Source organism: Streptomyces sp. BI87 (assembly GCF_025957665.1).
Taxonomy (GTDB): Bacteria; Actinomycetota; Actinomycetes; order Streptomycetales; family Streptomycetaceae; genus Streptomyces; species Streptomyces albidoflavus.
The window spans coordinates 3,004,427-3,028,576 of record NZ_CP110079.1 but is presented as its reverse complement, the minus strand read 5'-3'; the positions used below and the strand labels follow the sequence as shown (position 1 = coordinate 3,028,576).

Here is a 24,150-nt window from a genome sequence, read left to right as displayed (position 1 = left end):
CCATGTCGTCCCAGTCGTCCCAGTCGTCGAAGTACTCTGTCCGCCGCCGTCCCCTGCTCGCGCTGGGGGCCGCCGCGCTGCTCGTCCCCGTCGCCGCCTGCGGCGGCTCGACCGACGGGGGCGCGTCCGGCGGGGGTGACCAGCGGCTGCGTGCCGTCATGGCGTTCCCGCCCGCGCAGGCCATGTCGCCGTACGGGGACGACGCGGTGACGCTCAGCCGGCTCTCCGTCGTCGAGGGGCTGACCCGGATCGACGAGGAGGGCGCCGCCAGGCCCGCACTCGCCACGAAGTGGCAGCGGGACGGGGCGAAGGGCTGGGAGTTCACCCTGCGCGACGCCCGGTTCCAGGACGGCGACGCCGTCGACGCCGAGGCGGTCGTACGGTCGCTGGCCGCCGCGCAGGACGCCTCGCCCAGGCCGCGGGTCCTCAGTGATGTGCGGCTGACGGCGGAGGCGGAGGGGAAGCGCACCGTCCGGATCACCACGGACGAGGCCGATCCGCTGCTGCCCCAGCGCCTCGCCAACGCCTCGCTCGCGATCCTCTCGGAGGGGGCGTACGAGAAGGGCGAGAAGGGCGGCAAGGTGAATCCGGCCGGGCACGCGACCGGGCCGTACACGCTGTCCGAGGTGAACGGGGCCGTCTCCGCGAAGCTGGAGCGGAACGACACGTACTGGGGCGGGAAGGCGAAGGCGTCCGGTGTCGACGTGAAGTTCGTCGCCGACGGGACCGCGCGGGCCAACGCGCTGCGGACCGGGACGGCCGACATCGCCGAGTACGTGCCGGTGGCGCAGGCCTCGCTGCTGGAGGAGAAGCAGATCCACGAGGTGCCGACCGCGCGCACCAACACGCTCTACCTGAACACGGAGAACGGGGTCTTCGCCGACCCGGCCGTACGGGCCGCCGCGCGGTCGGCGATCGACTCGAAGGCGCTGGTCGACGGGGTCTACGAGGGGCGCGCCGACACCGCGCGGGGGCTGCTCGGGCCGGGTGTGCGGTGGGCCGCCGAGGCGCGCAAGGCGCCCGAGGGGCGGGCGAAGGCCGCGAGCAAGGCCGAGGTGGCGAAGACGAAGGAGATCGTGCTCGCCACGTACACCAACCGGCCCGAGCTGCCCGAGGTCGCCTCCGCCGTCCAGCAGCAGCTTCAGGCGCGCGGGTTCACCGTCAAGCAGTACGTGCGGGACTACGCGCAGATGGAGGCGGACGCGCTGGCGGGCAGGTACGACGCCTTCATCCAGGCCCGGAACACCCTGCTCGACACCGCCGACCCGGTCTCCTACCTCGGCTCCGACTTCACCTGCGAGGGCAGCTTCAACATCGCGCAGCTCTGCGACAAGGGCGTGGACGAGGCCGTGGCGAAGGCCGCCGGGACGGACGGGCTGGACGCGCGGCACGCCGCCGAGATGGAGGCCGAGGCGAAGATCCTGGGTGCCGACGCCGCCGTGCCGCTGGTCCACGAGCGGTTCGTGCAGGGCTTCGACTCCGGGAAGGTCGACGGGGTCGCCCTCGACCCGATGGAGCGCCGCCTGATCACCGCCGACACCCGGCTGCGCTGACCGGCCCGCCACCGCGACCACGACCGCCACCGACGTGAAGCACCTCGCCGGGCGAGCCCTCACCCTGCTCGCCGTCCTCGCCCTGGTCGGCCTGCTGCCCTGGCTGACCACGACCGACCCGGCGCTGACGATCCTGCACGCCCGCTACAGCGACCGGCAGCCCACCCCCGAGGTCCTCGACGCCATCCGCGCCGAGACCGGCCTCGACGGCGGGCCCGCGCACGTGCTCGGCGGCTGGGCCGGCGGGCTGCTCCACGGCGACCTGGGCACCTCCTGGGTCTCCGGGCAGCCGGTCGGCCCGGACGTCACGGCCGCGCTCACCACCTCGCTGTCGCTGATGGGCGTCTCGCTCGCCGTCGCCTTGGTGCTCGCCCTCGCCCTGAGCGCCCGCACCCTGCGCCGGGGCGCCCGCCGGGAGGCCACCACCACCCGGGCCGGGGTCCTCGCCGCCGTCCTCGCCGCGCTCCCCGAATTCCTGCTGGCCGCCGTGCTGGCCACGGTGTTCGCCGTCCACCTCGGCTGGTTCCCGGCGCTCGGCTGGGGAACCCCGGCCCAGGCGGTGCTGCCCGCCCTCGCCATGGGCGTACCCGCCGGGGCCCTGCTCGGCCGCCTCCTCGACGACGCGCTCCCGGCCGCCTTCGCCGAACCCTGGGCCAAGGCCGCCACCGCCGCCGGGCTGCCGCCGCGCCGCATCGCCCGGCACGCCCTGCGCCGCACCCTGCCGGGGCTGCTGCCGCAGGGCGGGCTGGTGGTGGTGGGGCTGACCGGCAGCGCGGTCGCCGTCGAGACCCTCTTCGCCGTGCCGGGGCTCGGCTCCACCGCGCTGGCCGGCGCCCTCGCCCAGGATCTGCCCGTCCTCCAGGCCGCCGTGCTGATGCTGCTGCTGACGGGGCTGGTCGCCGCCCTCGCCGTACGGCTGCTGAGCCGGGTGCTGCTCGGCCCGGCCCTGACCGACCGGGCGCTGCCCGCGCTGGTCGCGCCCCGGCTGCCCGCGCGCAAGGGGGTCGCGGCGGGGGCGGTCGTGCTCGCCGTGGTGTTCGGCGCCGTGCTCCTCGCGGGGCTGCTGCGCGACCCGCTGCACGTGGACGCCGCCGCCCGGCTGCTGCCGCCCTCGGCCGCGCACCCCTTCGGCACCGACGCGCTCGGCCGCGACGTGCTGGCCCGGCTCGGCCACGGGGCCGCCCGTACCGTGCTGCTGGCCTTCGCGGTCGCCGCCGCCGCGCTGCTGCTCGGGCTGGCCGCCGGGTTCCTGCGCGCGGGCGCCCTCACCGAGACCGTCAACGCGCTCCCCGCCGTCCTCGCCGGGCTGCTCACCGCCGCCGTCGCCGGACCCGGACCCTGGGGCGCGGCCGCCGCCGTCGCCGCCGTGGCCTGGGCGCCGCTCGCCGCCCACACCGAGGCCCTGTACGTCCAGGAACGGGCCGCGCCCCACCTCGCCGCCACCCGCTCGCTCGGCGCCGGCCGCGTCCACCTGCTCCGCCGCCACCTGCTTCCCGCCGTGCTGCCCCCGGTCACCCGCCACGCCCTGCTCCGCGTCCCCGCCCTCGCCCTGGCCCTCGCCGCCCTCGGCTTCCTCGGCCTCGGCGCCCAGCCGCCCGCGCCCGAATGGGGCCGGATGCTCTCCGAGAACATGCCGTACGTGGAACGCGCCCCCTGGGCGGTGCTGGCCCCCGCCGTCGCGCTCGCCGTCCTCGGTGCCCTGGCCGTCCTGCTGGCCGCCACCGTCCGTGGCCGCACCGGCGCCGACACCGCCACGGCCACCGCCCCGACCGCCCCCGCAGCCCGCGAGGCCGCCGCATGAGCACCAACGGCACCCGCCTGCGCCCGGCCACCTCCAGCCTCCGCGAGGTCACCGGGCTGCCGCCCTACCTGCGGCTGCTCGCCGGGACCCAGTTCGCCTTCAACACCGGCTTCTACGCCGTGCTGCCCTACCTCGCCACCCACCTCGGCGACGGCCTCGGCATGGCGGGCTGGCTGGTCGGACTGGTGCTGGGGCTGCGCACCTTCAGCCAGCAGGGCCTGTTCGTCGTCGGCGGCGCCCTCACCGACCGGTACGGGCCCCGGCCCGTCGTCCTCGCCGGGTGCGTGCTGCGGATCGCGGGCTTCGCCTGGCTCGCCTTCGCGGCCTCCACCGTCACCGTGGTCGCCGCCGTGGTGCTGATCGGCTTCGCCGCCGCCCTGTTCTCCCCGGCCGTCGAGTCCGAGACCGCCCGCGAGGCCGTCCACCGCGAACAGGCCGACGGCACCGCCCGCGCCCGCACCCTCGCCGTCTTCTCCGCCGCCGGACAGGCCGGGGCCTTCCTCGGACCGCTGCTCGGCTCGCTGCTCCTCGCCGTCGGCGGGGACTGGGGGTTCCGGGCCGCCTGCGCGGCGGGTGTCGCCGTCTTCGTCGCCGTGTTCGCCGGGCACGCCGTGCTGATGCCGCGCCGGGCCGCCGTCCACCGCGCACGTTCGCGCGGCGGCGTACGCCACCTCGCCCGGAACCCCCGCTTCCTCGTCCTCTGCCTCACCTACAGCACCTGGCTCCTCGCCTACAACCAGCTCTACCTGGCGCTCCCCGCCGAGGTGGAGCGGGCCACCGGCTCCCAGGCCGCCCTGGGCTGGCTCTTCGCCCTCTCCTCCCTGCTGGTGGTCACCGCCCAGATCCCGCTGACCCGGCACGCCGCCGTCCGCCTCGCCCCGCGCACCGCGCTGACCTACGGGCTCGCCCTGGTCGCCGCCGGGTTCGCCCTGGTGCCGGTCACCCCGGGCGGGCCCGGCGGGCTGCTCCCCGGCGCGGTCCTGGTCACCCTGCTGACCTGCGGGCAGATGCTGCTGGTCCCGGCCGCCCGGGGACTCGTACCGGACCTGGTGGACGGGCGGCACCTGGGGCTCGCCACCGGGGCGCTCTCCTCGGTGTCGGGGCTCGCGGTGCTCGGCGGGAGCGCGGCGAGCGGGCTGCTGCTCCAGGCGCCCGCGCCGGTGCTGTGGGGCGCGCTGGCCGCCGTACCGCTGGCGGGGGCGGTGGCGGCGCGACTGCTGCCGTCCGGGCGGGGGGACGGTGAGGCGGGGCGCGCGGCGGGGTAGGGGTGAGCGGAGAACCGTAGGCACCATCCGCATCAGGAGGCATTCCCGCGATGAGTGACACCGCGCAGCTCAGCGACGCCCTCAAGCAGAAGCTGGACACCCCCGTCTTCATCACCGTCGCCACCATCCAGCCCGACGGCAGCCCGCAGCTGTCCCCGGTCTGGGTGAAGCGGGACGGGAACGACGTGCTCTTCTCCACCACCGTCGACCGGCGCAAGACCAAGAACCTGCGCCGCGACCCGCGCGTCACCGTGCAGGTCCAGCCGTTCGACGAGCCGTACACCTACGCCGAGATCCGCGGCCGGGCCACCGTCACCGAGGAGGGCGGCCAGGAGCTGATCGACGAGCTGTCCCGGAAGTACACCGGCAAGTCGTACGCCGAGTTCAACCCGGCCTCGGGCGAGGACGCCGCCCGCGTCGTCGTCCGCGTCACCCCGGACAAGGTCGTCGGCCGCCTCTGAGCCACCCGTACCCCGCTCCCTTCGGTCACGAAGTGGACGCCCTTCGCGCACGGGGGGCGGGGCACTGCCCGGGGCCTACTACCCTGGGAGACGTGACTATTCGGCTGTACGACACCAGCGCCCGGCAGATCCGTGACTTCGCCCCCCTGACGCCGGGCTGTGTCTCGATCTACCTCTGCGGCGCCACCGTGCAGTCGGCACCGCACATCGGGCACATCCGCTCGGGGCTCAACTTCGACATCCTGCGCCGCTGGTTCGCCTATCGCGGCTACGACGTGACCTTCGTCCGGAACGTCACCGACATCGACGACAAGATCATCAAGAAGTCGGCCGAGCAGGAGCGCCCCTGGTGGGCGATCGGCTACGAGAACGAGCGCGCCTTCAACGACGGTTACGACGTCCTCGGCTGCCTCCCGCCCACCTACGAGCCCCGCGCCACCGGCCACGTGCCGGAGATGATCGAGATGATGCGCGGCCTCATCGAACGCGGCCACGCCTACGAGGCCGACGGCAACGTCTACTTCGACGTGCGCTCCTTCCCCGAGTACCTGGAACTCTCCAACCAGGACCTCGACGAGCTGCGCCAGCCCTCCGGCGAGGGCGAGACGGGCAAGCGGGACCCGCGCGACTTCGCCATGTGGAAGGCGGCCAAGCCCGGCGAGCCCAGCTGGGAGACGCCCTGGGGCCGCGGCCGCCCCGGCTGGCACCTGGAGTGCTCGGCGATGGCCCACAAGTACCTCGGCTCCGCCTTCGACATCCACGGCGGCGGCCTCGACCTGGTCTTCCCGCACCACGAGAACGAGATCGCCCAGGCCAAGGCGTACGGCGACGACTTCGCCACGTACTGGGTGCACAACGCCTGGGTCACCATGGCCGGCGAGAAGATGTCGAAGTCCCTCGGGAACTCCGTCCTGGTCTCCGAGATGGTCAAGCACTGGCGGCCCATCGTGCTCCGCTACTACCTCGGCACCCCGCACTACCGCTCGATGATCGAGTACAGCGAGGAGGCGCTGCGCGAGGCCGAGTCGGCCTTCGCGCGGATCGAGGGCTTCATGCAGCGCGTCACCGAGAAGGCCGGCAAGACCCCCGAGGCGGCCGCCGAGGTGCCGCCCGCCTTCGCCGAGGCGATGGACGACGACCTGGGCGTGCCGCAGGCCCTCGCCGTCATCCACACCACCGTCCGCCAGGGCAACTCGGCGCTCGCGGCCGACGACAAGGAAGCCGCCGTCGCCCGCCTCGCCGAGGTCCGCGCGATGCTCGGCGTCCTCGGCCTCGACCCGTACGACCCGCACTGGGCGGGGGAGGCGGACCGTGGCGAGGACCTGCACGGTGCCGTCGACACCCTCGTCCGCCTCGTCCTCGACCAGCGCGAGGCCGCCCGCTCCCGCAAGGACTGGGCGACCGCCGACGCCATCCGCGACCAGCTCCAGCAGTCCGGCCTGGTCATCGAGGACAGCCCCACCGGCCCCCGCTGGACGCTCGGTCCCCGCTGAGCCCCGGCCAGGACGCCGTACCCCACCCGGTGTGCCACCCCGCCCGCGAGGCGGCACACTGGGTGGCGGCGTGTCCGGACCACCGGGCACCACCACCCCGCTTCATCTGACGCAGTACCCGACGGAAACAGGTAGACCTCATGGCCGCGAACAACCGCCGCATGTCCGGTAAGAAGGGCGCGCAGATCGGCAGCGGCGGCAAGCGACGCCGCGGCCTGGAGGGCAAGGGCCCGACCCCGCCCGCCGAGGCGCGCAAGGGGCACGTGAAGAACCGCCTCGCCAACGCCAAGGCGAAGCAGCAGGCCCGCCGCCCCAAGGCCCGCCCCGGCCAGCGCTCCACCTCCGAGCTGGTCGTCGGCCGCAACCCGGTCTACGAGGCCCTGCGCGACGGCGTGCCCGCCTCGACCCTCTACGTCCAGCAGTTCATCGACAACGACGAGCGGGTCCGCGACGCCCTGGCGCTCGCGGCCGAGCGCGGCGGCATCCACCTCATGGAGGCCCCCCGCCCCGAGCTGGACCGCATGACCAACGGCCTCAACCACCAGGGCCTGGTCCTCCAGGTCCCGCCGTACGAGTACGCGCACGCCGAGGACCTGACGGCGGCCGCCTACGACGCCGGGCAGGACCCGCTGATCGTCCTCCTCGACGGCGTCACCGACCCGCGCAACCTCGGCGCCGTCGTCCGCTCCGTCTCCGCCTTCGGCGGCCACGGAGTGGTCGTTCCCGAGCGCCGCGCCGCGGGCATGACCGCCGGCGCCTGGAAGAGCTCGGCCGGCGCCGCCGCCCGTACCCCCGTGGCCCGCGCCACCAACCTGACGCGGACCCTGGAGGCGTACAAGAAGGAAGGTGTCGTCGTGGTCGGCCTGGCCGCCGACGGCGAGGCCGACATCACCGACCTGCCGGCGCTGGAGGGCCCGGTCGCCATCGTGGTCGGCAGCGAGGGCAAGGGGCTGTCCCGGCTGGTCGGCGAGACCTGCGACATCCGGGTCCGCATCCCGATGCCGGGTGGCGCCGAGTCGCTCAACGCCGGGGTCGCCGCGGGCATCGTCCTCTACGAGGCGGCCCGCCGCCGCGCCTGATCCGCGTCCTGTCCGGGCTCCAAGATCATTTGACGGGGCCCGGACAGATTCGGTGGCGTCAAGGCAGTGTCCAAACCACGCATCACTCGGTTAGATGAGCGTGGAAACCAGAACGCCCCGCACGCCCACGGGGGGACGCTCGTCAGGGTTCGACGAAACTCCCGCGCCGCTCAGCATGGTGAAAGTCCACTGCGACCCGGCGCAGGTCATCGTCAACCACGCGAGTTTCCGCGTACAGCTCCCCTCCGCGCAGAAGGCGCAGTCCCCGCGCATCTCGCGGCTCACCGGCGGCGCGTCGGCCGACACCGCGCGCATCCCCGTCGTCGGTACCGTCACCCGGCGCCGCGCGCCCGTCGTCTGGTCCGGCCGGTCCGCGCCCGGTGACGGCGGCGCCACCACCGGCCTGCTCCAGGCGGTCCGCGCCTCCGGCATCCGGCACGGCGACGACCCGCCCGGCGCCACCCAGGTCATCCCGCGCGTCGACCCCGACGAGGTCGCCACCGGCGAGATCCCCACCCTCACCGGCCACACCCCCGGCGAACCGCTCCTGCCCCGGATGCGCTCGGCCGGCAGCGCCTACGACGACGACACGTACACCCCGCACCACGGCACCCCCGCCTACGACGGCGACGACGGTGACGACCGCGCGGGGATCGACGGCGGCGACGGCAGCGACCTCGACCAGGACGGCCGCCCCAAGGCCCGCTCCTCCGTGCGGCACGCGTACTACCCGTACCGGCGGATGAACCTCGGCGTCGTCCTGCTGCCGCTGCGCGTCGGGCTCGGCTTCGCCACCGCCTACGCCGGGATGAGCAAGCTCTGCGACCCGGCCTACTTCGACGGCGGCGAGCGCGGCTCCCTGATGCGGTGGCTCGGCTCGCTCCAGCCGTGGTCGTTCGCCGAGCCGCTGCACGGCTTCGCCGTCCACCACCCGGTCGGGGTCGGCCTGCTGGTCGCCTTCCTCCAGGTCCTGGTCGGGGTGCTGACCGTGCTCGGCCTGTGGCAGCGGCTCGCCGCCTCGGCGGGCGCGGTGCTCGCGGCGGGGCTGCTGATCACGGTGAGCTGGCGCGCGAACCCCGTCTACTCGATGTCCGACGTCATCTACCTGGCCGCCTGGACCCCGCTGATCATCGCGGGTGCCCCGGTCTGGTCGGTCGACGGCAAGCTCGCCGCCGACGCCTGGCGCAAGCTCGGCCCGCGCGCCGAGCTCTGGGAGCTGCGGCGGTGGGTGCTCAAGCGCGGCCTGGTCGTCGCCACCGTCGCCGTCGGCCTCACCCTGCTCTTCGGCGCCCTGCTCGGCAGCGCCGTCCGCGACGCCGACCGGGTCGTCGTCCCCGGCCCCGGCGAGGCCCCGCGCAACAGCGTCCCGGGCATGCCGCTGCCCAGCGAGTCCGGCCAGGTCTCCGGCAGCCCCGACGCCTCCGCCGGGCCCGACGAGACCCCCTCGGGCGCCACCTCGGAAGGCCCCGCCGAGACCAGCAGCGGCCCGGCCGGCACCGAGCAGCGGGAGACCGCGGGCACCGGCACCACCGCCCCCGCCGAGACCCAGGGCCCCGGCCAGGCCCCGCCGCAGCAGAACGCCCCGCAGCCCCCGCCGCAGACCAGCGCGGGCCCGGGCGACGACTCCTCCGGCGGCGGCTCCGGCGAACCGGGCGGCGGCCCGGGCCCCGGGGACGGCGGCGGCGCCGAGGAGCCGGGCGAGGACCCGGCCGACGGCGGCGGGGGCGGCCCGAAGCTGGTCGGCGGCCTCTTCGGCTGACCCCCCCGCCCGGCTCCCGCCGGGAACGGGCGAAGGCCCCGGACACGTACCGCGTACGTGTCCGGGGCCTTCGCGGTGTGCGGGGTGTCCGGCCCGGTGGGGCCGGACGGTCCGTCAGGCCGCCTCCTGCGGGTGCAGCAGGCGGGCCAGCAGGTCGTCCAGGGAGACCAGGCCGGTGACCCGGCCCTCGCGGTCCTGGACCAGCGCCAGCGAGGCACGCCGCTGGCGCAGCAGCTCGATCGCCTGGCCGACCGTGTCGCCCTCGGTGAGGGCGGGCAGCGGCCGGGCGAGCGCGCGGGCGGTCGCCTTACGGCCCCGGGCGCGGGTGATGAGCGCGTCCCGGGCGTGCAGCGAGCCGATGAAGCGGTCGCCGTCGCGGACCACCAGGCGGCTGCGGTCGTGGGCGGAGGCGGTCGCCAGGATCGTCTCGGCGTCCGCCCCGGCCGGTACGGAGACGATCCGCTCGGCCGGGACCTGGAGCGCCTCGACGGGGCTCAGCGGCTCGGTGAGCGAGCTGGTGATCAGCTCCGAGTCGTCCTCGCTGATGAGGCCCAGGCGCCGGGACTCCGCCACCAGGTGGGTGAGCTGCTCGCGGTTGTGGACCTCGGCCAGCTCGTCGCGCGGGGTGACCCGGCAGAGCCGTACCAGCGCGTTGCTGATCCGGTTCATGACCCAGATCAGCGGGCGGACCACCGTCACGATGCCCCGGAACGGCGGGGCCAGCAGCATCGCCGAGGTCTCCGGGTGGGCGATCGCCCAGGACTTGGGGGCCATCTCGCCGACCACCATGTGGAGGAAGACCACCACGATCATGGCGACGGCGAAGGCGACCCCGTAACTGAGCGAGGCCGGCAGGCCCCAGCTCTCCAGGACCGGGTCCAGGGCGTGGGAGACGGCCGGTTTGGAGACCGAGCCGAGCCCCAGGGTGCAGACCGTGATGCCCAGCTGAGCACCGGCCAGCATCAGGGACAGCTCCTTCATCCCGGCGAGCGCGGAGGCCGCGCCCCGCTTCCCCTCGGCGGCCGCCTTCTCCATCCGGTGCCGCTTGGCGGCGACCAGGGCGAATTCGGCGGCGACGAAGAAGCCACTGCCGATCAGCAGCAGCACGGTCACGAACATGGCCAGACCGAAGCTCATGCCTCGCTCCCTTCAGCGGTCGCCGCCGGGGCGGGCGCGACCTCCAGCCGCACCAGGTCCGGCACGTGCCGGTCCAGGGTGCGGACCTCCAGGACGGCCTCGCGGCCGTCCTCCACCGGTACGCCGACCCGGTCCCCGATGGCCGGGAAGCGGCCTAGGCGGTCCACGATGAGCCCGGAGACCGTCTCGTACGCCTCGTCCTCGGGCAGCTCGACGCCGGTGGCCTCGGCCACCTCGTCCAGGCGGCGGTGGGCGTCCACCAGCCAGCCGGTGCCGTCCGGCGCGGCCACGTCGGTGACCTGGTCGGACTCGTCGGCGATGTCGCCGACCAGTTCCTCGGCGATGTCCTCGTAGGTGACGATGCCGGCGACCCCGCCGTGCTCGTCGAGGACGACCGCGAACTCGTCGTCCCCCTCGCGCATCCGCTCGACCGCGTCGGGCAGCGCCAGCATCTCGGGGAGCAGCAGCGGCTGCCGGGCCACCCCGCCCGCCGTGGTGGCGGCCAGCGCGGGTTCGGACAGGTGCATCAGCTCCCGGACGCCGACCACGCCGGTGACGTCGTCGGGGTGGTCGCCGAGGACCGGGTAGGTGGAGTGGCCGTGGCGGGCGATCAGGTCGACCGCCTCGGTGGCCGGGGCGTCGTACCGCACGAAGACGGTGTCGGCGCGGGGCACCAGCACCTCCTTGAGGGGGCGCTCGGAGAACTCCAGGGCGTGGTCGAGCAGGAGGGCGGTGTCCCTCGGCAGCTCGCCCTGCTGGTGGGACTCACCGATCAGGTGGCCCAGTTCCTCCAGGGTCGCGCCGTGGTGCAGCTCCTCGACCGGCTCGATGCCGACCTTGCGCAGCAGCCAGTTGGCGGAGCTGTCGAAGATCCGGATCAGCGGGCCGACGATCTTGAGGTAGAGCAGGGTGGAGGCGGCGAGGGACTTCGCCAGCCGTTCGGGGACGGCGAGGGCGAGGTTCTTCGGCGCCAGCTCGCCCAGGACCATCTGGACGGCGGTGGCGAGGACGAAGGCGAGGATCACCGAGATGCTGGGCACGGCCGCGTCCGGCAGGCCGACGCCGGTCAGGACCGGACGCAGCAGCGCGGAGACGGACGGTTCGGCGAGGAAGCCGACGACCAGGCCGGTGACGGTGATGCCGAGCTGTGCTCCGGAGAGCATGAACGACAGGCGTTCCAGCACCTTCAGGGCGCGCTTGGCGCGCTGGTCACCCTGTTCGGCCTCGCGGGACAGCTTGAGCCGGTCGGCGGAGACGTAGGCGAATTCCTGGGCGACGAAGTAGCCGGTGCCGGCGGTCAGGACGAAGACGGCCAGCAGGCCGAGAGCGGCACTCATCGAACACCACCCCGCCGAGTGCCTTGATCATGATGAGGGCGGGATGGTCGGGGACTGTGCCCCGGAGGGTCCGTCGGACTGGCGGACACGCTTTCTCTCCTTATGAGCTGGGTCGGTCCCCAGGGAACGCCTGGGACGGGTGGGGCGTTCCCGCCTGGGCGTGTGGTGTACGTCGTTGCGCGGGACGGCCGCGTGTGCTCCGCCGTCCGGCTCAGCGGCCGGGGTACGCGGAGAGCTCGGCGGCGGCCTCGGTGAGGTCCTTGGCGGTGTCGATGGCCCGCCAGTACGCGCCCTGCGGGATCGGGTACCCGGCGAGGCGGCGCTCGCGGGCCAGCCGCGGGAAGGTGGTCCGCTCGTGGTCGCCGCGCTCGGGCAGCAGGGCGGCGAAGGCGGCGGCGAAGACGTAGACGCCCGCGTTGATGTGGAAGGGCGACGGGGGCGCCTCGACGAAGTCCGTGACGTGTCCGAAGGCGTCGGTCTCCACGGCGCCCCAGGGGATGCGCGGCCGGGCCAGCGCGAGGGTCGCCAGCGCGTCCCGCTCGGTGTGGAAGGCGGCCATCTCGCCGAGCGGGAAGCGGGTCCAGATGTCGCCGTTGGCGGCGTACCAGGGCGCGCCGGGGTCCGGCAGGCGCGTGGCGGCGTACTTGAGGGCGCCGCCCCGGCCGAGCGGTTCCGCCTCGACCACGGTGCGGGCGCGCAGGGGCAGATCGGTGGCGTCCAGCCACTCCTGGAGCACCCCGGCCAGGTGCCCGCAGGAGATCACCGCGTCGGTGACGCCCTCGGCGGCGAGCCAGGCCAGCTGGTGGCCGATGATCGGCGTACCCGTGCCGGGGATCTCCACCATCGGTTTGGGGCGGTCGTCGGTGTACGGGCGCAGCCGTGTGCCCTGCCCGCCGGCGAGGACGACCGCCTGCGTGGGCCCGGCCGGCGGGGGCTGCGGGGCGGGGGCGGGCGCGGTCACCCGAACTGGGCGACGCCGGAGGCGAAGGAGGTGTCGCAGACGGGCCGGGCGAAGGACTGGGCGCGGGTGGCGCCGTAGGTCTTCACGGCCGCCTTGCCGAGGGCGCGGGCGAGCGAGACGCAGTGCCGGGCGAGCGAGGGCTTGCGGTCGACGGCGCGCTGGAGGGAGGTGAGCGCCTCGCCCGGGTCCTTCTCCTGGAGCTCCAGGAGCAGCTTGTCGCGCAGCACGTCGTGGGCGGCGCGGGGCTTGGCCGGGACGGAGGCGTCCTCGGAGGAGGCGGTGAGGACGGAGTCGGCCGGGTTTCCCGACCAGTTGACGTGGGAGACCGCGAACGTCCCGGACAGCACCAGGACGACGGGGAGGACGAGTGCGAGGGAGCGGCCGATGCGGCGAGCGGTGTGGTTCACGCGCCTGAGAGTAGCGTCAAGTGATGATTTGGCGACATTTAGTCACTCGATCGAGTTGTGGCGCTCGGGTTTTTCCGGGTGTGAAGTTGACGGTTGGTGGGGAAGGCGTGGGAAAACGCCGGCAGGGCCGGTCCGCCCGCGTGTCGCGGGGGACTGGCCCTGCCGGGTGTCGTGCGGGGGTGCGGTCAGCTGAGGCGCTCGCCGGTGGAGGTGGCGAAGACGTGCAGCTCGCCCGGGCGCGGGACGACGTGCACGGTGGAGCCCTTCTCCGGGACGGCCCGGCTGCTGACGCGGATGACCAGGTCCTTCGACCCGCCGTCCAGGTCGACGCTGCCGAAGACGTAGGCGTCGGCGCCGGTCTCCTCGACCACGTTGACGGTGACGGCGAGGCCGGCCGGGGCGTCCGAGCTCTGCTTGGTGAGCGCGTCGGCGGCGGCGCCGTTCTGCTCGGCCACGTCGAAGTGCTCGGGGCGCACGCCGACGGTGACGGTGGTGTCGCCGCGGTCGGCGGCGGCCTTCAGCGCGTCCCGGCCGACCGGCACCACGGAGTTGCCGAACTTCACGCCGCCGTCGGTGATTGGCACCTCGATGAGGTTCATCGCGGGCGAGCCGATGAAGCCGGCGACGAAGAGGTTGGCCGGCTTGTCGTACATGTTGCGCGGCGAGTCGACCTGCTGGAGCAGCCCGTCCTTGAGGACGGCCACCCGGTCGCCCATCGTCATGGCCTCGATCTGGTCGTGGGTGACGTAGACCGTGGTGATGCCCAGGCGCCGCTGGAGCGAGGCGATCTGGGTGCGGGTGGAGACGCGGAGCTTGGCGTCGAGGTTGGAGAGCGGCTCGTCCATGAGGAAGACCTGCGGCTCCCGGACGATCGCGCGGCCCATCGCCACACGCTGCCGCTGACCGCCGGAGAGCGCCTTGGGCTTGCGGTCCAGGTACGGCGTGAGGTCGAGGATCTTCGCGGCCTCCTCGACCTTGGCGCGGATCTCGCTCTTGTTGACGCCGGCGATCTTCAGGGCGAAGCCCATGTTGTCGGCGACCGTCATGTGCGGGTAGAGCGCGTAGTTCTGGAACACCATGGCGATGTCCCGGTCCTTGGGCGGCAGGTGGGTGACGTCGCGGTCGCCGATGCGGATGGCACCGCCGTTGACGTCCTCCAGTCCCGCGAGCATCCGCAGCGAGGTGGACTTGCCGCAGCCGGAGGGACCGACCAGGACGAGGAACTCCCCGTCGGCGATCTCGATCTCCAGCTGGTCCACCGCGGGCTTCTCCGAGCCCGGGTAGATGCGCGTCGCCTTGTCGAACGTAACCGTGGCCATGGTGACAGGCCCCCTTCACCGGCAGGAACGTGCCGGACGATCCGAGTAAAGAAGGTGAACCGCCCCGGGGACTCCCGCGGCGGGTGATTGGTCCAGTCCACCGAGGTGAACCACCTGGAAGCTACCCGGTCGCGGGGATTCTGTCAGTAGCCGAAGAAGAAGAATCATGCTCGGAGCGGTAACGATCCCGCCTGCATCCCCCCGGGAACCCACCCGGGCCCCGCCCCCGCGATGGGTACACTGCACGGGCACGCCTCCTTAGCTCAGATGGCCAGAGCAACGCACTTGTAATGCGTAGGTCGTCGGTTCGAATCCGACAGGGGGCTCATGGACAGGCCCAGGTCGGAACCGCTCCGACCTGGGCCTGTCGCGTGCTTGGGGGATGCGCCCGGGGGGTCACCGCCGGTCGCGGTGGGCGCGGAGGTTCCGGGAGCCGGCAGCCGGCTCTGTTGTTCCGCCCTCGCGCGAGCGGCCCCGGGTGAGGAGCAGCGTGAGGGCCAGCAGGGAGAGGACCCCCGCCACCGCAGCGGGCAGTACGGCCGGCGTGCCGCCGGGTTCCAGGGCGGAGGTGAGGGCCTGGGGGCCGGTCGCCGGGGCGAGCGGATGTGCCGCGGTCAGGGAACCCATGAGGAGGATGTTCGCGATCAGCACCGGCAGCACCCGGCGCAGGAGCGTGCCGGCCCCGAGCAGGAGGCACAGGACCGCGATGCCCACCGCCAGTCCGTACGCGCTCGCCGGCAGACCTGTCCGCTGGAACGGGAAGTGCGTCACTCCGCAGAGGAGCAGCGCGGCGACGGTCGTCCAGCGCAGCCACAGGGGGAGCGCTGGGGCGGGTGCGGCCTGCCGGTCCCCCGTGGACGCCTCCGGCCCCTGCCGGGGGCGCGAGGGCGGGCGGCGGCGTCCGTCCGTGAGGGAGGGCGCGGGCCGTGCCGTGGGGGCGTCCATGGTCGGTGCCTCCGTCGTCCCGGCGACGGTGGCCGTGCCCTCGGTGTGAGCGGTGGTCATGGAGTCGCCGTCGGGCAGGGGGGAGCCGGCCGGCTCCCCCTCCGAGGGCTCGGCCGGGAGGGCGTCGGGAGCCGGCGTCGCCCCGGTTCCCGCCCGTGCCACGCGTTCGGTCTCCAACCGGTCGATGAGCTCGGCCAGTTCCTCGACCGTCAGCCCGGTGGCGGCGGCATGGACGGCTTCCTCTCCCGCGTGGGAGTCGTGGGGCGGCCGGTGCAGGAGGGCCACGAGATCGCTGACGTCGTCGATCGGCCGTTCCGCGGCGGCCAGGTGGATCGCCTCGTCGGCACGTTCGACCGGCTGCGGAGGCCGGGAGAGCAGGGCGACCAGGTCGGAGACGTCGTCCACGGGCCGTTCCACGGCGGCGGTGCGCAGGATCTCCTCCGCGGCTTCCACCCCGCTCGGCGACTGCTCCAGCAGCCGGATCAGGTCGACGATCTCCGGCACCGACCGCGTCGTGACCGCTGTTCTGACCAGGCCGTCGACGGGGTGGGCGGCGGGCTCGCGCTCCGGCGCCTCGAAGGGGGCGACGGTGTCCTGTTCCGGCTGTGCGCCGGCCGGTCGGGCGCCGGGGGCGTCTTCCGGCGTGGGGTGCGCCGTCGACGGTTCCGCCGCGCCGGACGCGAGCTCTTGGGCCGATATGCCGGACGTGAGGTCTTCCGATTCCGTCGTCATGTTTGCCTTCCGTTTCGAGCGCCGTCTCAGTTCGGCGCTGCTGCACAGGCATCCGCGGACTACCAGCCTTCCTAGCCTCTGCGTGGGCCGACGACGACCGGGACGGGGCCGATCGAGTGATCCCGGTCCCCCTGCGCCGACGGGCGCAGGGGGACCGGGACCGGTGGTGCTGCGGGGCGAAGAAGGGGCGTCGCCCGAGACGTTGGGGTCAGTCCGGCGAGGAGCCTGTCCTGAGCTCCGGGGGTTCTCCCTCGCCCACCGCCGTCATCCGCACCGGCTCCGTCCCCGAAGTGCTGTGTCGTTCCGCCCAGTTCTCCAGGGCGGTGCGGCAGGCGTGGTCGAGGTGGTGGAGGCCGGAGAGGTTGAGTTCGACCGGGCGGTCCTGGGGGAGGGATTCGAGGCTGTCGAGGATTTTCGGGAGGCGGAGGAAGGTGGCGTTGCCGGAGAGGTGGGCCTGGACGGGACCGGCGCCCTTGTCTATGACCTCCAGTTTGACGTGGGAGGCGGTCCAGGCGGTCTTGGCGACGGAGAGGGCCAGGCCGATGAGGACGCCCTCGAACATGTTGACCGTGACGATGGCGAGGGCCGTGACCGCCAGGATCACCGCCTCGCCCCGGTGTTCGCGCCAGAGCGGGACGAAGGAGCGGAGCGGGATCAGCTTCCACCCGGCGTGGACGAGGATGCCCGCCAGCGCGGGGAGCGGGATCAGGGCGAGGGCGCCGGGCAGCAGGGCGGCGAAGAGGAGCAGCCAGACGCCGTGCATGACCCGGGATGCCTTGGTCCGCGCGCCCGCCTGGACGTTGGCGGAGCTGCGGACGATGACGGCGGTCATGGGCAGGGCGCCGAGCAGGCCGCAGACGGTGTTGCCGGCGCCCTGGGCGACCAGTTCCTGGTCGTAGCGGGTGCGGGGGCCGTCGTGCATCCGGTCCACGGCCGCCGCGCTGAACAGGGACTCGGCGGAGGCGATCAGGGTGAAGGCGAGGACGGTGCCGAGCAGGCTCAGGCTCGCCAACTGGCCGAAGGCGCCGGCGCCGGGTGGCTGGATCGAGTCGAGCAGGCCGCGTACCTCGACGGTGGCGACGGGCAGGCTGAGGACGAGCGAGGCGACGGTGGCGAGGAGTACGGCGGCCAGCGCGCCCGGTACGGCCTGGAACCTGCGGGGCAGGTGGTTCCAGCCGACCATCACCGCGACGGTCCCGGCGCCGACGGCGAGGGAGACGAGGGCGGTGGAGCTTGTCAGGGCCCCGGCCAGGGCGCCGGGCAGGTGGGTGATCTTGTCCAGTCCGGCGGCGGGGGCCTTGAGCCCGGCGGCGGCGTAGAGCTGGCCGGCGATGAGGACGAGGCCGATGCCGGCGAGCATCCCCTCGACCACGGAGACCGAGATGGCCCGGAACCAACGGCCCAGTTTCAGCAGCCCCATGGCGAGCTGGAGCACCCCGGCGCCGAGCACGAGGACGCCGAGGGTGGCGAGGCCGAAGTTCTGGACGGCCTCGAAGACCAGCACGGTGAGGCCGGCGGCGGGGCCGGAGACCTGGAGGCTGCTGCCGCGCATCAGGCCGGTGACGATGCCGCCCACGATGCCGGTGACCAGGCCGAGTTCGGCCGGGACCCCGGAGGCGACGGCGACGCCGACGCAGAGTGGCAGGGCGACCAGGAAGACGACGAGGGAGGCGGCGAAGTCCTGCCGCAGGTGGGGGAAGCGGGCGGTCTTCTCCACGGCGGGCCTCACAGCGCCCGGAAGAGGTCGGCGTGGGCGTCGTGGGCCAGGACGGACCCGGTGTGCACCTCGTAGTACCAGCCGTGCGTCCGCAACGTGCCCTGTTCCAGGCGGCGTTCGACGCAGGGGTAGGAGCGCAGGCGGAGCAGCTGGGTGAGGACGTGGTTCTGGACGGCGCCGCCGACGGCCGGGTCCTCGACCGGGCCCTCGGGGCGCGGGGCGGCGTGGGCGAGCCAGTCGCGGACGGCGGGGACGGCGGTCAGGTCGTCGCCGCGGACCAGGGCGCCGACGGCTCCGCAGTGTGAGTGGCCGCAGACGACGATGTCCGCGACGCCGAGCACCTCGACGGCGTACTCGATGGTGGCGGCCTCGCCGGTGGGCGGCTGGCAGGCGTACGGCGGGACGATGTTGCCCGCGGTGCGCAGCTCGAAGAGCTCGCCGGGGCGGGCGCCGGTGATCAGCGCGGGGACGACCCGCGAGTCGGAGCAGGTGATGAAGAGGACCTGCGGGGACTGGCCCTGGGCGAGCCGGGCGAACTCCTCGGGGCGCTCGGCCGACTGGCGGCGGAACGAGCGGGCGTGATCGATGAGGGGCTGCATCAGTGGTTCCTCCTGGCGCGCCGGGGGGCGCGTCGGTGCGGATGTGAGGGTGGCGCTGGCGGCATGCCGGGATGGCCCCGGGTCGGTGACCAGGGGGTGCCGGCCGGGGCGCGGGGGCGCGTCCGGGGGGTGCCGCGGGTCGGCTCAGCAGCGGAAGACTTGCAGGGCCGCGGGTTCGTGCACGCCGGACGTTCTCGGCGCGTGCGCGTCCGGGAAGGGGGCGCGGACGGCCGTCGCGTACGGGGTGGCGAACCGGTTCGGCAGGATCGCGCGGGCGGGCCCGTCGCCGGGTGCGCCCGCGGGGGCCCGGTGCCGGTCGCGGGTGTGACGCAAGGCGCTGATCTCACCGGTGCGTTCGCCTGTGCCGCAGCCGGCGTACGTGGGTTCCACCGCCTGGACCGGAGCCTGGTCGTGGGTGGCGTGCGCGGCGGGGGCGGGCGGGGTGGCCGGGCCGGTGAACGGGAGGGCCAGGAGCAGGCCGGCCAGGAGGGCGCCGGCGAAACGGCTGAGGGTGAAGCGCACGGTGCCTCCTTCCGGTCCCGGGCCCGGCATCGACAAAACGCTAACAGCGTAAAGCGATTGCCAAGTTAACCCGATGTGAAAAGGAACGCCCCTCATCCCTTTACTCGCTCTTTAGTTCTGACGGTGACCGATGCCTCTTCTTTCTTTCGTCACACATTTCGCACAAGTGAACGCCGGTATTTGCACAATGAGTTCGAACGGCGTGGCGGAATATGGTGCGCCGTGGCTTGATCCGGGCAGGTCAGGGGGCTGATGCGGGGTCGGGGGGGAGGGTGGGGCGGGGGGCTGCCGATGGGGCGCGGAAGGTGGATGCCGGGCCTGGCGGAGAACCCGCCCCCGAAAAATGGCGGAAAATTCCCCTTGGGGTTGCCTTGGGGTTGCCTTGGTGAACGCCTGGGGAATGGAGCGTGGTCGCTCTATCCCCTTACGGCGCTCCAGATCCGCTCCGGGAGTTCGCGCGCGGCCTCGTCGAGGTCGGTGTCGCCGAGGGTGAGGTGGCGGCGGGCGGTGGCGACGACCGGGCCGAGGATCAGCGATTCGAGCAACGACGGGGAGACGTCGGCCAGTTCGCCGGTGGCGATGCGGTGCTGGAGCCAGGCGGCGAGCGGGGAGAGGCGGGCCTCCTGGGCGTCCCGCAGCTCCTTGGCGTGGGCCATGCCGTGCCGGTCGGCGGTGGCCGAGTGCAGGAGGAGGGCGGCGTCGGGGTGGTCCCGGACGAAGTCGAGGTAGGCGCGGACGGCGGCGCGGATGCCCTCGCGCGCGGAGTCCGCCTCCAGCAGGGCGGTGGCGAGCGGGGTCATCAGCCGCTCCAGCCAGCGCTGGACGAGGGCGTGGACGAGCCCGTCGAGGTTGCCGAAGTGGTGGTAGAGGCTGCCGGGGCTCAGTGTGCCGGCCCGGGTGATCGCGCCCACCGTGAACCCCTGCTCGCCGTCGCGCGCGTAGACGAACAGGGCGGCCTCCAGGGCCCGTTCGACGGTGGCCTCGCCGCGCTGCTGCTTCGGGCTCATCGGGTGAGGTGTCCTCGGGGGTGGGCGGCGCGAGGCGCGGGTGGGTGAGCGGGTCGACGCCAGCCTAGAACACCCTTTCTGGAAACGGATTCCAGAAAAAGGTTCCAGTTCTCCGCCGGTTCCCGCACACTGTTCCGGTCGGTCGCCACGGCTCCACGAGCCGGTGGCCCACGCTCGCGCGCGCGAGCGGTACGAGGGCGGCGGGGGAGCCCTCGTGCCGCCGTGCTGCCGGCCGGGCGTACCGAGAGGGCTGGGCCCCCGGGGGAGGCGCGGAGTTCTTCGACGGAGGGGAACGAACTCCCGCCGGGCCCCGCCCCCGCAACAAGCAGGGTGAGCGGCCGTTCCCGGACCGAGGCACCGCAAAAAGCATCCGGCCCCCGGGCGCTGTGCGCGCCCGGGGGCCGGATCGTGGTAGCGGGGACAGGATTTGAACCTGCGACCTCTGGGTTATGAGCCCAGCGAGCTACCGAGCTGCTCCACCCCGCGTCGGTAGACCCCACCGTACACGAGTGCCGGGGTGGTCCCCGACCACCCGTGATCCGGCGGTCAGGCCGAGGGTGTCCGTGCGAGCACGGCCTCGTCGTCCTCCAGCAGGCCCGTGGGGCGGAAGCCGAGGGCGGTGTAGAGACGGAGGGCGGAGGTGTTGTCGGGGTGGACGGAGAGGCGTATCTCACGGCAGCCGGGGTCGGTGGCGAAACGGTCGAGCAGGACGTTCAGCGCGGCCCGGCCGACTCCCCGGCCCTGCTCGGTGGCGTCGACGAGCATGCCGCCGATCCAGTGGGCGTCCTCGTCGGCGTCGTACGCCCACATCAGGTGGCCCACCGTGCGGCCGCCCGCCTCGACGGCGAGCGAGGTCCAGACCTCCTCGCGGAGCGAGAGCAGGAGGTAGCGGGCGCCGAGGGCGGCGACGAAGCGGCGCTGGTCGTCGTGGGGCGCGAGGTCGGCGACGGCCCGCCAGTTGGCATCCGTGACCGGGCCGAGGGTGACGAGGCGGCCGGTGCGGTCGTGGCGGGCCGGGAGCGCGGAGGCGAGGGGCACGGCGGGTCCGTTCGGTGGGGCGGAGTGGGGTGGGGAAGAGGTGCGGTCAGGAATTCTGCGGGGGCGCGCGGGCCGGGGCGAGTGGTTTTCGCAGGCGGCGGGAGGGCCCGCGGGGCCGGGAAGGGGTGGTTCGCGGTGGGGGCGGCTTGCCGGGCGCGCCGGTCCTGCGGGATGGTTCCAGGAGGGGGAGGACCGTCGTCGATCTGCCGGGAAGGTGGCAGGGCCCCAGCGAAGGGCCCGCACACGTGGACGCTACGAGGAGTTCCACCATCGGCGCGCCCCGGGCGCGGACCGGGCGCACCGCCGTGCCCGGCGCCTGGGACGAGGCCCCCTGCCCGGTCCTGGTGGCCGACGCGGCCGGAGCCGTCGTCACCGCCAACCCTCACGCCACCGCCCTCTTCCCCGGCGCCGTTCCCGGCGCCCCGCTCTCCGCCGCCGTACCCGACTGGCTCGGCGCCGCCCACCGGGCGGCCGTCACCGGGCAGGAGCCGGGTGACGCCGCCTCAGGACCGGTCGGGGAGCGGGTCTACCGGGCCGTGGCGCGGCCGGCGGCCGGCGGCGGGAACCGGGGCGCCGGCGCGACGGAGCTCGTCTGGTGGCTGAGCGACGACACCGAGCGGGCCGAGGCCGAGGCCGCGCTCGCGGTCGAACGGGCCCGCACCGCCTTCCTCGCCGAAGCCTCCAACGCGCTGCTCGCCACCCTCAACACCGAGCGCTGCATGGAGGTGACCGCCCACCTCGCCGCCCGCCACCTCGCCGACGGCGTCGTCGTGGTCCTTCCCGGCGCCGGCCGGCGCACCCCGCTGGCCTGGGCGGTGGACGGCGGTGGCCCGACCCGCGCGCTGCTCCCCCTCGACCCGTTCGAGGTGCCCGGCCTCGCCGAGGCGCTCCAGGGCTTCCCGCCCGTCCCCTCGCGCTGGATCGACCCGGAGGCGCTGCCCGACTGGGCGGTGCCCGAGGAGTTCGGCGGGCCGGTCGGCGCGGTCGCCGTCATCCCGCTGCCCGGCCACGGCGTCCCGGCCGGGGCGCTGATCCTGCTCCGCCGCGACGGCAAGCGCGCCTTCACCGAGCCCGAGGAGGTCTTCGCCCGCCTCTTCGCCGCCCGCGCCGGAGCCGCCCTCTCCGCCGCCCGGATGTACGCCGAGCAGGCCGCCGTCACCCAGACCCTCATGCGGGAACTGCTGCCGCCCCGCCTGGAGCAGATCCGCGGCGTCGAGTTCGCCGGCGGCTACCGCGCCTCCGAGCGCGGCGAGCGGGTCGGCGGCGACTTCTACGACGTCCACCCGACGGCGGGCGAGGCCGGGGCCTCCCTGGTGGTCCTCGGCGACGTCTGCGGCAAGGGACTGGACGCCGCCGTCCTCACCGGCAAGATCCGCAACACCCTTCAGGCGCTGCTGCCGATGGCCGACGACCACCCGCGCGTCCTGCGGATGCTCAACGACTCGCTGCTCAGCTCCCAGCACACCCGCTTCGCCACCCTCGTCCTCGCCTCCGCGATCCGCGAGGGCGACGCGGTCCGCCTCGACCTGACCAGCGCCGGGCACCCGCCGCCGCTGCTGGTCCGCGCCGACGGCACCGTCGAGGCGGCCGACACCCGGGGGTCGCTGGTCGGCGCGCTGCCCGAGGTCGAGGCCACCACCGCCCGGGTCACGCTGCGCGCCGGGGAGACCTGCCTGCTCTACACCGACGGCGTCACGGAGGCGCGCGGCGGCCCCTTCGGGGACCGGCTGTTCGGCGAGGAGCGGCTGCGCGAGGCGCTCGCCGAATGCGCCGGGATGCCCGCCGAGGCCGTCGTCGAGCGCGTCCAGATGCTGGCCGCCCAGTGGGTCGGCGCCGGGGAGCACGACGACATGGCCATGGTCGCCGTCACCGTGCCGAGGAAATCCCCGGGAGGTGTGGTGACCGCCGCCGGCCGGGGCAGGGGCAGCGCATGACCACCCGTACGCCCGAGGAGACCGCCACGGCCGCCGGGCCGTTGCGCGCGCTTCTCTGGGACGCCCTGCTGGCCGGCGACGAGTACGCCGCCGTCGACCTCCTCTTCGCCGCCCTCGACGGCGGGCTCAGCGCCGAGGAGGCGCTGCTCGACGTGATCGGGCCCGTCCAGGCGGAGGTGGGGCTCGGCTGGGCGGCCAACCGGCTCACCGTCGTCCAGGAGCACGCCGCCACCGCGATGAACGACCGGATCATCGCCGCCCTCGCCCACCGCTCGCCGCCGCCCGGCGAGGGACGCGGGCGGATCGCGGTGGCCTGCGTGGAGGGCGAGTGGCACGCGCTGCCCGCCCGGCTGCTCGCCGAGACGCTGCGGCTGCGCGGCTGGCGCGTCGACTTCCTCGGCGCCCAGGCCCCCACCCCGCACCTCATCGCCCACCTCCACCAGACCGGCCCCGACCTGGTCGCACTCTCCTCCTCGATCCCCACCCGGCTGCCCACCGCGCACGCCGCCATCACCGCCTGCCAGGCCGCCGGGGTGCCCGTCCTCGCGGGAGGGGCCGCCTTCGGCGCCGACGGGCGGTACGCGCGGCTGCTGGGCGCCGACGGCTGGGCCCCGGACGCCCGGGCCGCCGCCGAGGTGGCCGCGGGTGGACTCGGGGTGCCCTCGGGCGCCGTCGCCCACGAACCGGTCGACGACCTGCCGCACCTCGCCGACCAGGAGTACACGCTGGTCAGCCGCGGCCGGACCCGCCTCGTCCGCGAGACCGTGGACGGGCTCGCCGACCGCTTCCCGGCGATGCGCGGCTACACCGAGCGCCAGCGCGAGCGCACCGCCGAGGACATCGCCCACATCGTCGACTTCCTCGCCACCGCCCTCTACGTGGACGACGACGCGCTGTTCACCTCCTTCCTCACCTGGACCGCGGGCATCCTCGACGCGCGCGGCGTCCCCGCCCGCTCCCTCACCCCGGCCCTGGAACTCCTCGGCGACCCGCTGCGCGACTTCCCCCGCGCCACCCGCCTCCTCGACCGGGGCGGCGCGGCCCTCGCCCCCCTCACCGGCGGCTGACCCCCGCCCTCGCCCGA

20 protein-coding genes and 2 tRNA genes are annotated in these 24,150 nt (G+C 74.4%); 10 read left to right on the top strand and 12 right to left on the bottom strand.

The genetic code is table 11. The features are described 5' to 3' along the window. Window positions 1–2: 2 nt before the first annotated feature. The 7 genes from OIM89_RS13205 to OIM89_RS13175 all read left to right on the top strand — a co-directional run bounded on the left by OIM89_RS13205 (window position 3) and on the right by OIM89_RS13175 (window position 9,411). Window positions 3–1,553 (top strand): ABC transporter substrate-binding protein, encoded by a 1,551-nt coding sequence (locus OIM89_RS13205; protein ID WP_264491291.1) that lies wholly within the window; start codon window positions 3–5, stop codon window positions 1,551–1,553. A gap of 34 nt (window positions 1,554–1,587) precedes the next feature. Next, entirely contained in the window at window positions 1,588–3,354 is a 1,767-nt protein-coding gene (locus OIM89_RS13200; protein ID WP_264491290.1) for an ABC transporter permease subunit, read from the top strand. Then, entirely contained in the window at window positions 3,351–4,619 is a 1,269-nt protein-coding gene (locus OIM89_RS13195) for an MFS transporter (protein WP_047465859.1), read from the top strand. The genes OIM89_RS13200 and OIM89_RS13195 overlap by 4 nt, the downstream gene beginning before the upstream one ends. Window positions 4,620–4,669: 50 nt before the next feature. After that, on the top strand, window positions 4,670–5,080 hold the full coding sequence (locus OIM89_RS13190) for a PPOX class F420-dependent oxidoreductase (RefSeq protein ID WP_030698276.1): 411 nt from the start codon (window positions 4,670–4,672) through the stop codon (window positions 5,078–5,080). A gap of 92 nt (window positions 5,081–5,172) precedes the next feature. Further along, window positions 5,173–6,573, top strand: coding sequence for a cysteine--tRNA ligase (cysS, locus tag OIM89_RS13185; protein ID WP_030698275.1), 1,401 nt, complete (start codon window positions 5,173–5,175; stop codon window positions 6,571–6,573). A gap of 140 nt (window positions 6,574–6,713) precedes the next feature. After that, window positions 6,714–7,652, top strand: coding sequence for a 23S rRNA (guanosine(2251)-2'-O)-methyltransferase RlmB (gene rlmB / locus OIM89_RS13180; RefSeq protein WP_047465856.1), 939 nt, complete (start codon window positions 6,714–6,716; stop codon window positions 7,650–7,652). 175 nt (window positions 7,653–7,827) lie between these two features. Beyond that, the gene (locus OIM89_RS13175) at window positions 7,828–9,411 is read left to right on the top strand and encodes a DoxX family membrane protein (protein WP_030698273.1); all 1,584 of its coding nucleotides are present in this window, start codon (window positions 7,828–7,830) and stop codon (window positions 9,409–9,411) included. Between the two features lie 114 nt (window positions 9,412–9,525). Here the strand turns inward: OIM89_RS13175 and OIM89_RS13170 are convergent, their stop codons facing one another. The 5 genes from OIM89_RS13170 to OIM89_RS13150 form a co-directional block, all read right to left on the bottom strand. After that, entirely contained in the window at window positions 9,526–10,548 is a 1,023-nt protein-coding gene (locus OIM89_RS13170; protein WP_030698272.1) for a hemolysin family protein, read from the bottom strand. Next, window positions 10,545–11,885, bottom strand: coding sequence for a hemolysin family protein (locus OIM89_RS13165; RefSeq protein ID WP_047465853.1), 1,341 nt, complete (start codon window positions 11,883–11,885; stop codon window positions 10,545–10,547). The genes OIM89_RS13170 and OIM89_RS13165 overlap by 4 nt, the downstream gene beginning before the upstream one ends. 211 nt (window positions 11,886–12,096) lie before the next feature. Then, complete coding sequence (locus tag OIM89_RS13160) at window positions 12,097–12,846, bottom strand: nucleotidyltransferase family protein (RefSeq protein WP_195730622.1); 750 nt, start codon at window positions 12,844–12,846, stop codon at window positions 12,097–12,099. After that, window positions 12,843–13,253, bottom strand: coding sequence for a hypothetical protein (locus tag OIM89_RS13155; protein ID WP_030698269.1), 411 nt, complete (start codon window positions 13,251–13,253; stop codon window positions 12,843–12,845). The genes OIM89_RS13160 and OIM89_RS13155 overlap by 4 nt, the downstream gene beginning before the upstream one ends. A 185-nt stretch (window positions 13,254–13,438) precedes the next feature. Further along, window positions 13,439–14,572: an ABC transporter ATP-binding protein gene (locus tag OIM89_RS13150; RefSeq protein WP_030698268.1), complete on the bottom strand. Its 1,134-nt coding sequence runs from the start codon at window positions 14,570–14,572 to the stop codon at window positions 13,439–13,441. A gap of 252 nt (window positions 14,573–14,824) precedes the next feature. Between OIM89_RS13150 and OIM89_RS13145 the strand changes: the two genes are divergently transcribed. Next, window positions 14,825–14,898 (top strand) — tRNA-Thr (locus OIM89_RS13145). Between the two features lie 70 nt (window positions 14,899–14,968). On the opposite strand, the gene OIM89_RS13140 is transcribed toward OIM89_RS13145, so the two are convergent. The 7 genes from OIM89_RS13140 to OIM89_RS13110 form a co-directional block, all read right to left on the bottom strand. Continuing rightward, window positions 14,969–16,249, bottom strand: a complete 1,281-nt coding sequence (locus OIM89_RS13140; protein ID WP_264491289.1) for a hypothetical protein — start codon at window positions 16,247–16,249, stop codon at window positions 14,969–14,971. 208 nt (window positions 16,250–16,457) lie between these two features. Continuing rightward, window positions 16,458–17,966, bottom strand: a complete 1,509-nt coding sequence (locus OIM89_RS13135; protein ID WP_264491288.1) for a SulP family inorganic anion transporter — start codon at window positions 17,964–17,966, stop codon at window positions 16,458–16,460. A gap of 8 nt (window positions 17,967–17,974) precedes the next feature. After that, on the bottom strand, window positions 17,975–18,565 hold the full coding sequence (locus OIM89_RS13130) for a carbonic anhydrase (RefSeq protein ID WP_030700126.1): 591 nt from the start codon (window positions 18,563–18,565) through the stop codon (window positions 17,975–17,977). A gap of 144 nt (window positions 18,566–18,709) precedes the next feature. Next, entirely contained in the window at window positions 18,710–19,087 is a 378-nt protein-coding gene (locus OIM89_RS13125; RefSeq protein ID WP_030700127.1) for a hypothetical protein, read from the bottom strand. 416 nt (window positions 19,088–19,503) lie between these two features. Next, window positions 19,504–20,094 carry a TetR/AcrR family transcriptional regulator gene (locus tag OIM89_RS13120; protein WP_030699860.1) on the bottom strand — a complete coding sequence of 197 codons (591 nt, stop codon included), beginning with the start codon at window positions 20,092–20,094 and terminating at the stop codon, window positions 19,504–19,506. Window positions 20,095–20,503: 409 nt separating this feature from the next. Next, a tRNA-Met gene (locus tag OIM89_RS13115) sits at window positions 20,504–20,580 on the bottom strand. Between the two features lie 60 nt (window positions 20,581–20,640). Beyond that, window positions 20,641–21,132, bottom strand: a complete 492-nt coding sequence (locus tag OIM89_RS13110) for a GNAT family N-acetyltransferase (RefSeq protein ID WP_030699859.1) — start codon at window positions 21,130–21,132, stop codon at window positions 20,641–20,643. Between the two features lie 245 nt (window positions 21,133–21,377). Between OIM89_RS13110 and OIM89_RS13105 the strand changes: the two genes are divergently transcribed. Then, window positions 21,378–23,066: a PP2C family protein-serine/threonine phosphatase gene (locus OIM89_RS13105; RefSeq protein ID WP_264491287.1), complete on the top strand. Its 1,689-nt coding sequence runs from the start codon at window positions 21,378–21,380 to the stop codon at window positions 23,064–23,066. Continuing rightward, complete coding sequence (locus OIM89_RS13100) at window positions 23,063–24,133, top strand: B12-binding domain-containing protein (protein ID WP_030699857.1); 1,071 nt, start codon at window positions 23,063–23,065, stop codon at window positions 24,131–24,133. Before OIM89_RS13105 ends, OIM89_RS13100 begins: the two co-directional genes overlap by 4 nt. The last annotated feature ends 17 nt before the right edge of the window (window positions 24,134–24,150 follow it).

What these genes read in the sequence shown, in the direction of transcription:
- OIM89_RS13205 (WP_264491291.1), top strand. Translation starts at nt 3, where the DNA reads ATGTCGTCCCAGTCGTCCCAGTCGTCGAAGTACTCTGTCCGCCGCCGT.
- OIM89_RS13100 (WP_030699857.1), top strand. Translation starts at nt 23,063, where the DNA reads ATGACCACCCGTACGCCCGAGGAGACCGCCACGGCCGCCGGGCCGTTG.
- rlmB (WP_047465856.1), top strand. Translation starts at nt 6,714, where the DNA reads ATGGCCGCGAACAACCGCCGCATGTCCGGTAAGAAGGGCGCGCAGATC.
- OIM89_RS13170 (WP_030698272.1), bottom strand. Translation starts at nt 10,548, where the DNA reads ATGAGCTTCGGTCTGGCCATGTTCGTGACCGTGCTGCTGCTGATCGGC.
- OIM89_RS13195 (WP_047465859.1), top strand. Translation starts at nt 3,351, where the DNA reads ATGAGCACCAACGGCACCCGCCTGCGCCCGGCCACCTCCAGCCTCCGC.
- OIM89_RS13175 (WP_030698273.1), top strand. Translation starts at nt 7,828, where the DNA reads ATGGTGAAAGTCCACTGCGACCCGGCGCAGGTCATCGTCAACCACGCG.
- OIM89_RS13140 (WP_264491289.1), bottom strand. Translation starts at nt 16,249, where the DNA reads ATGACGACGGAATCGGAAGACCTCACGTCCGGCATATCGGCCCAAGAG.
- OIM89_RS13165 (WP_047465853.1), bottom strand. Translation starts at nt 11,885, where the DNA reads ATGAGTGCCGCTCTCGGCCTGCTGGCCGTCTTCGTCCTGACCGCCGGC.
- OIM89_RS13190 (WP_030698276.1), top strand. Translation starts at nt 4,670, where the DNA reads ATGAGTGACACCGCGCAGCTCAGCGACGCCCTCAAGCAGAAGCTGGAC.
- OIM89_RS13130 (WP_030700126.1), bottom strand. Translation starts at nt 18,565, where the DNA reads ATGCAGCCCCTCATCGATCACGCCCGCTCGTTCCGCCGCCAGTCGGCC.
- OIM89_RS13150 (WP_030698268.1), bottom strand. Translation starts at nt 14,572, where the DNA reads ATGGCCACGGTTACGTTCGACAAGGCGACGCGCATCTACCCGGGCTCG.
- OIM89_RS13120 (WP_030699860.1), bottom strand. Translation starts at nt 20,094, where the DNA reads ATGAGCCCGAAGCAGCAGCGCGGCGAGGCCACCGTCGAACGGGCCCTG.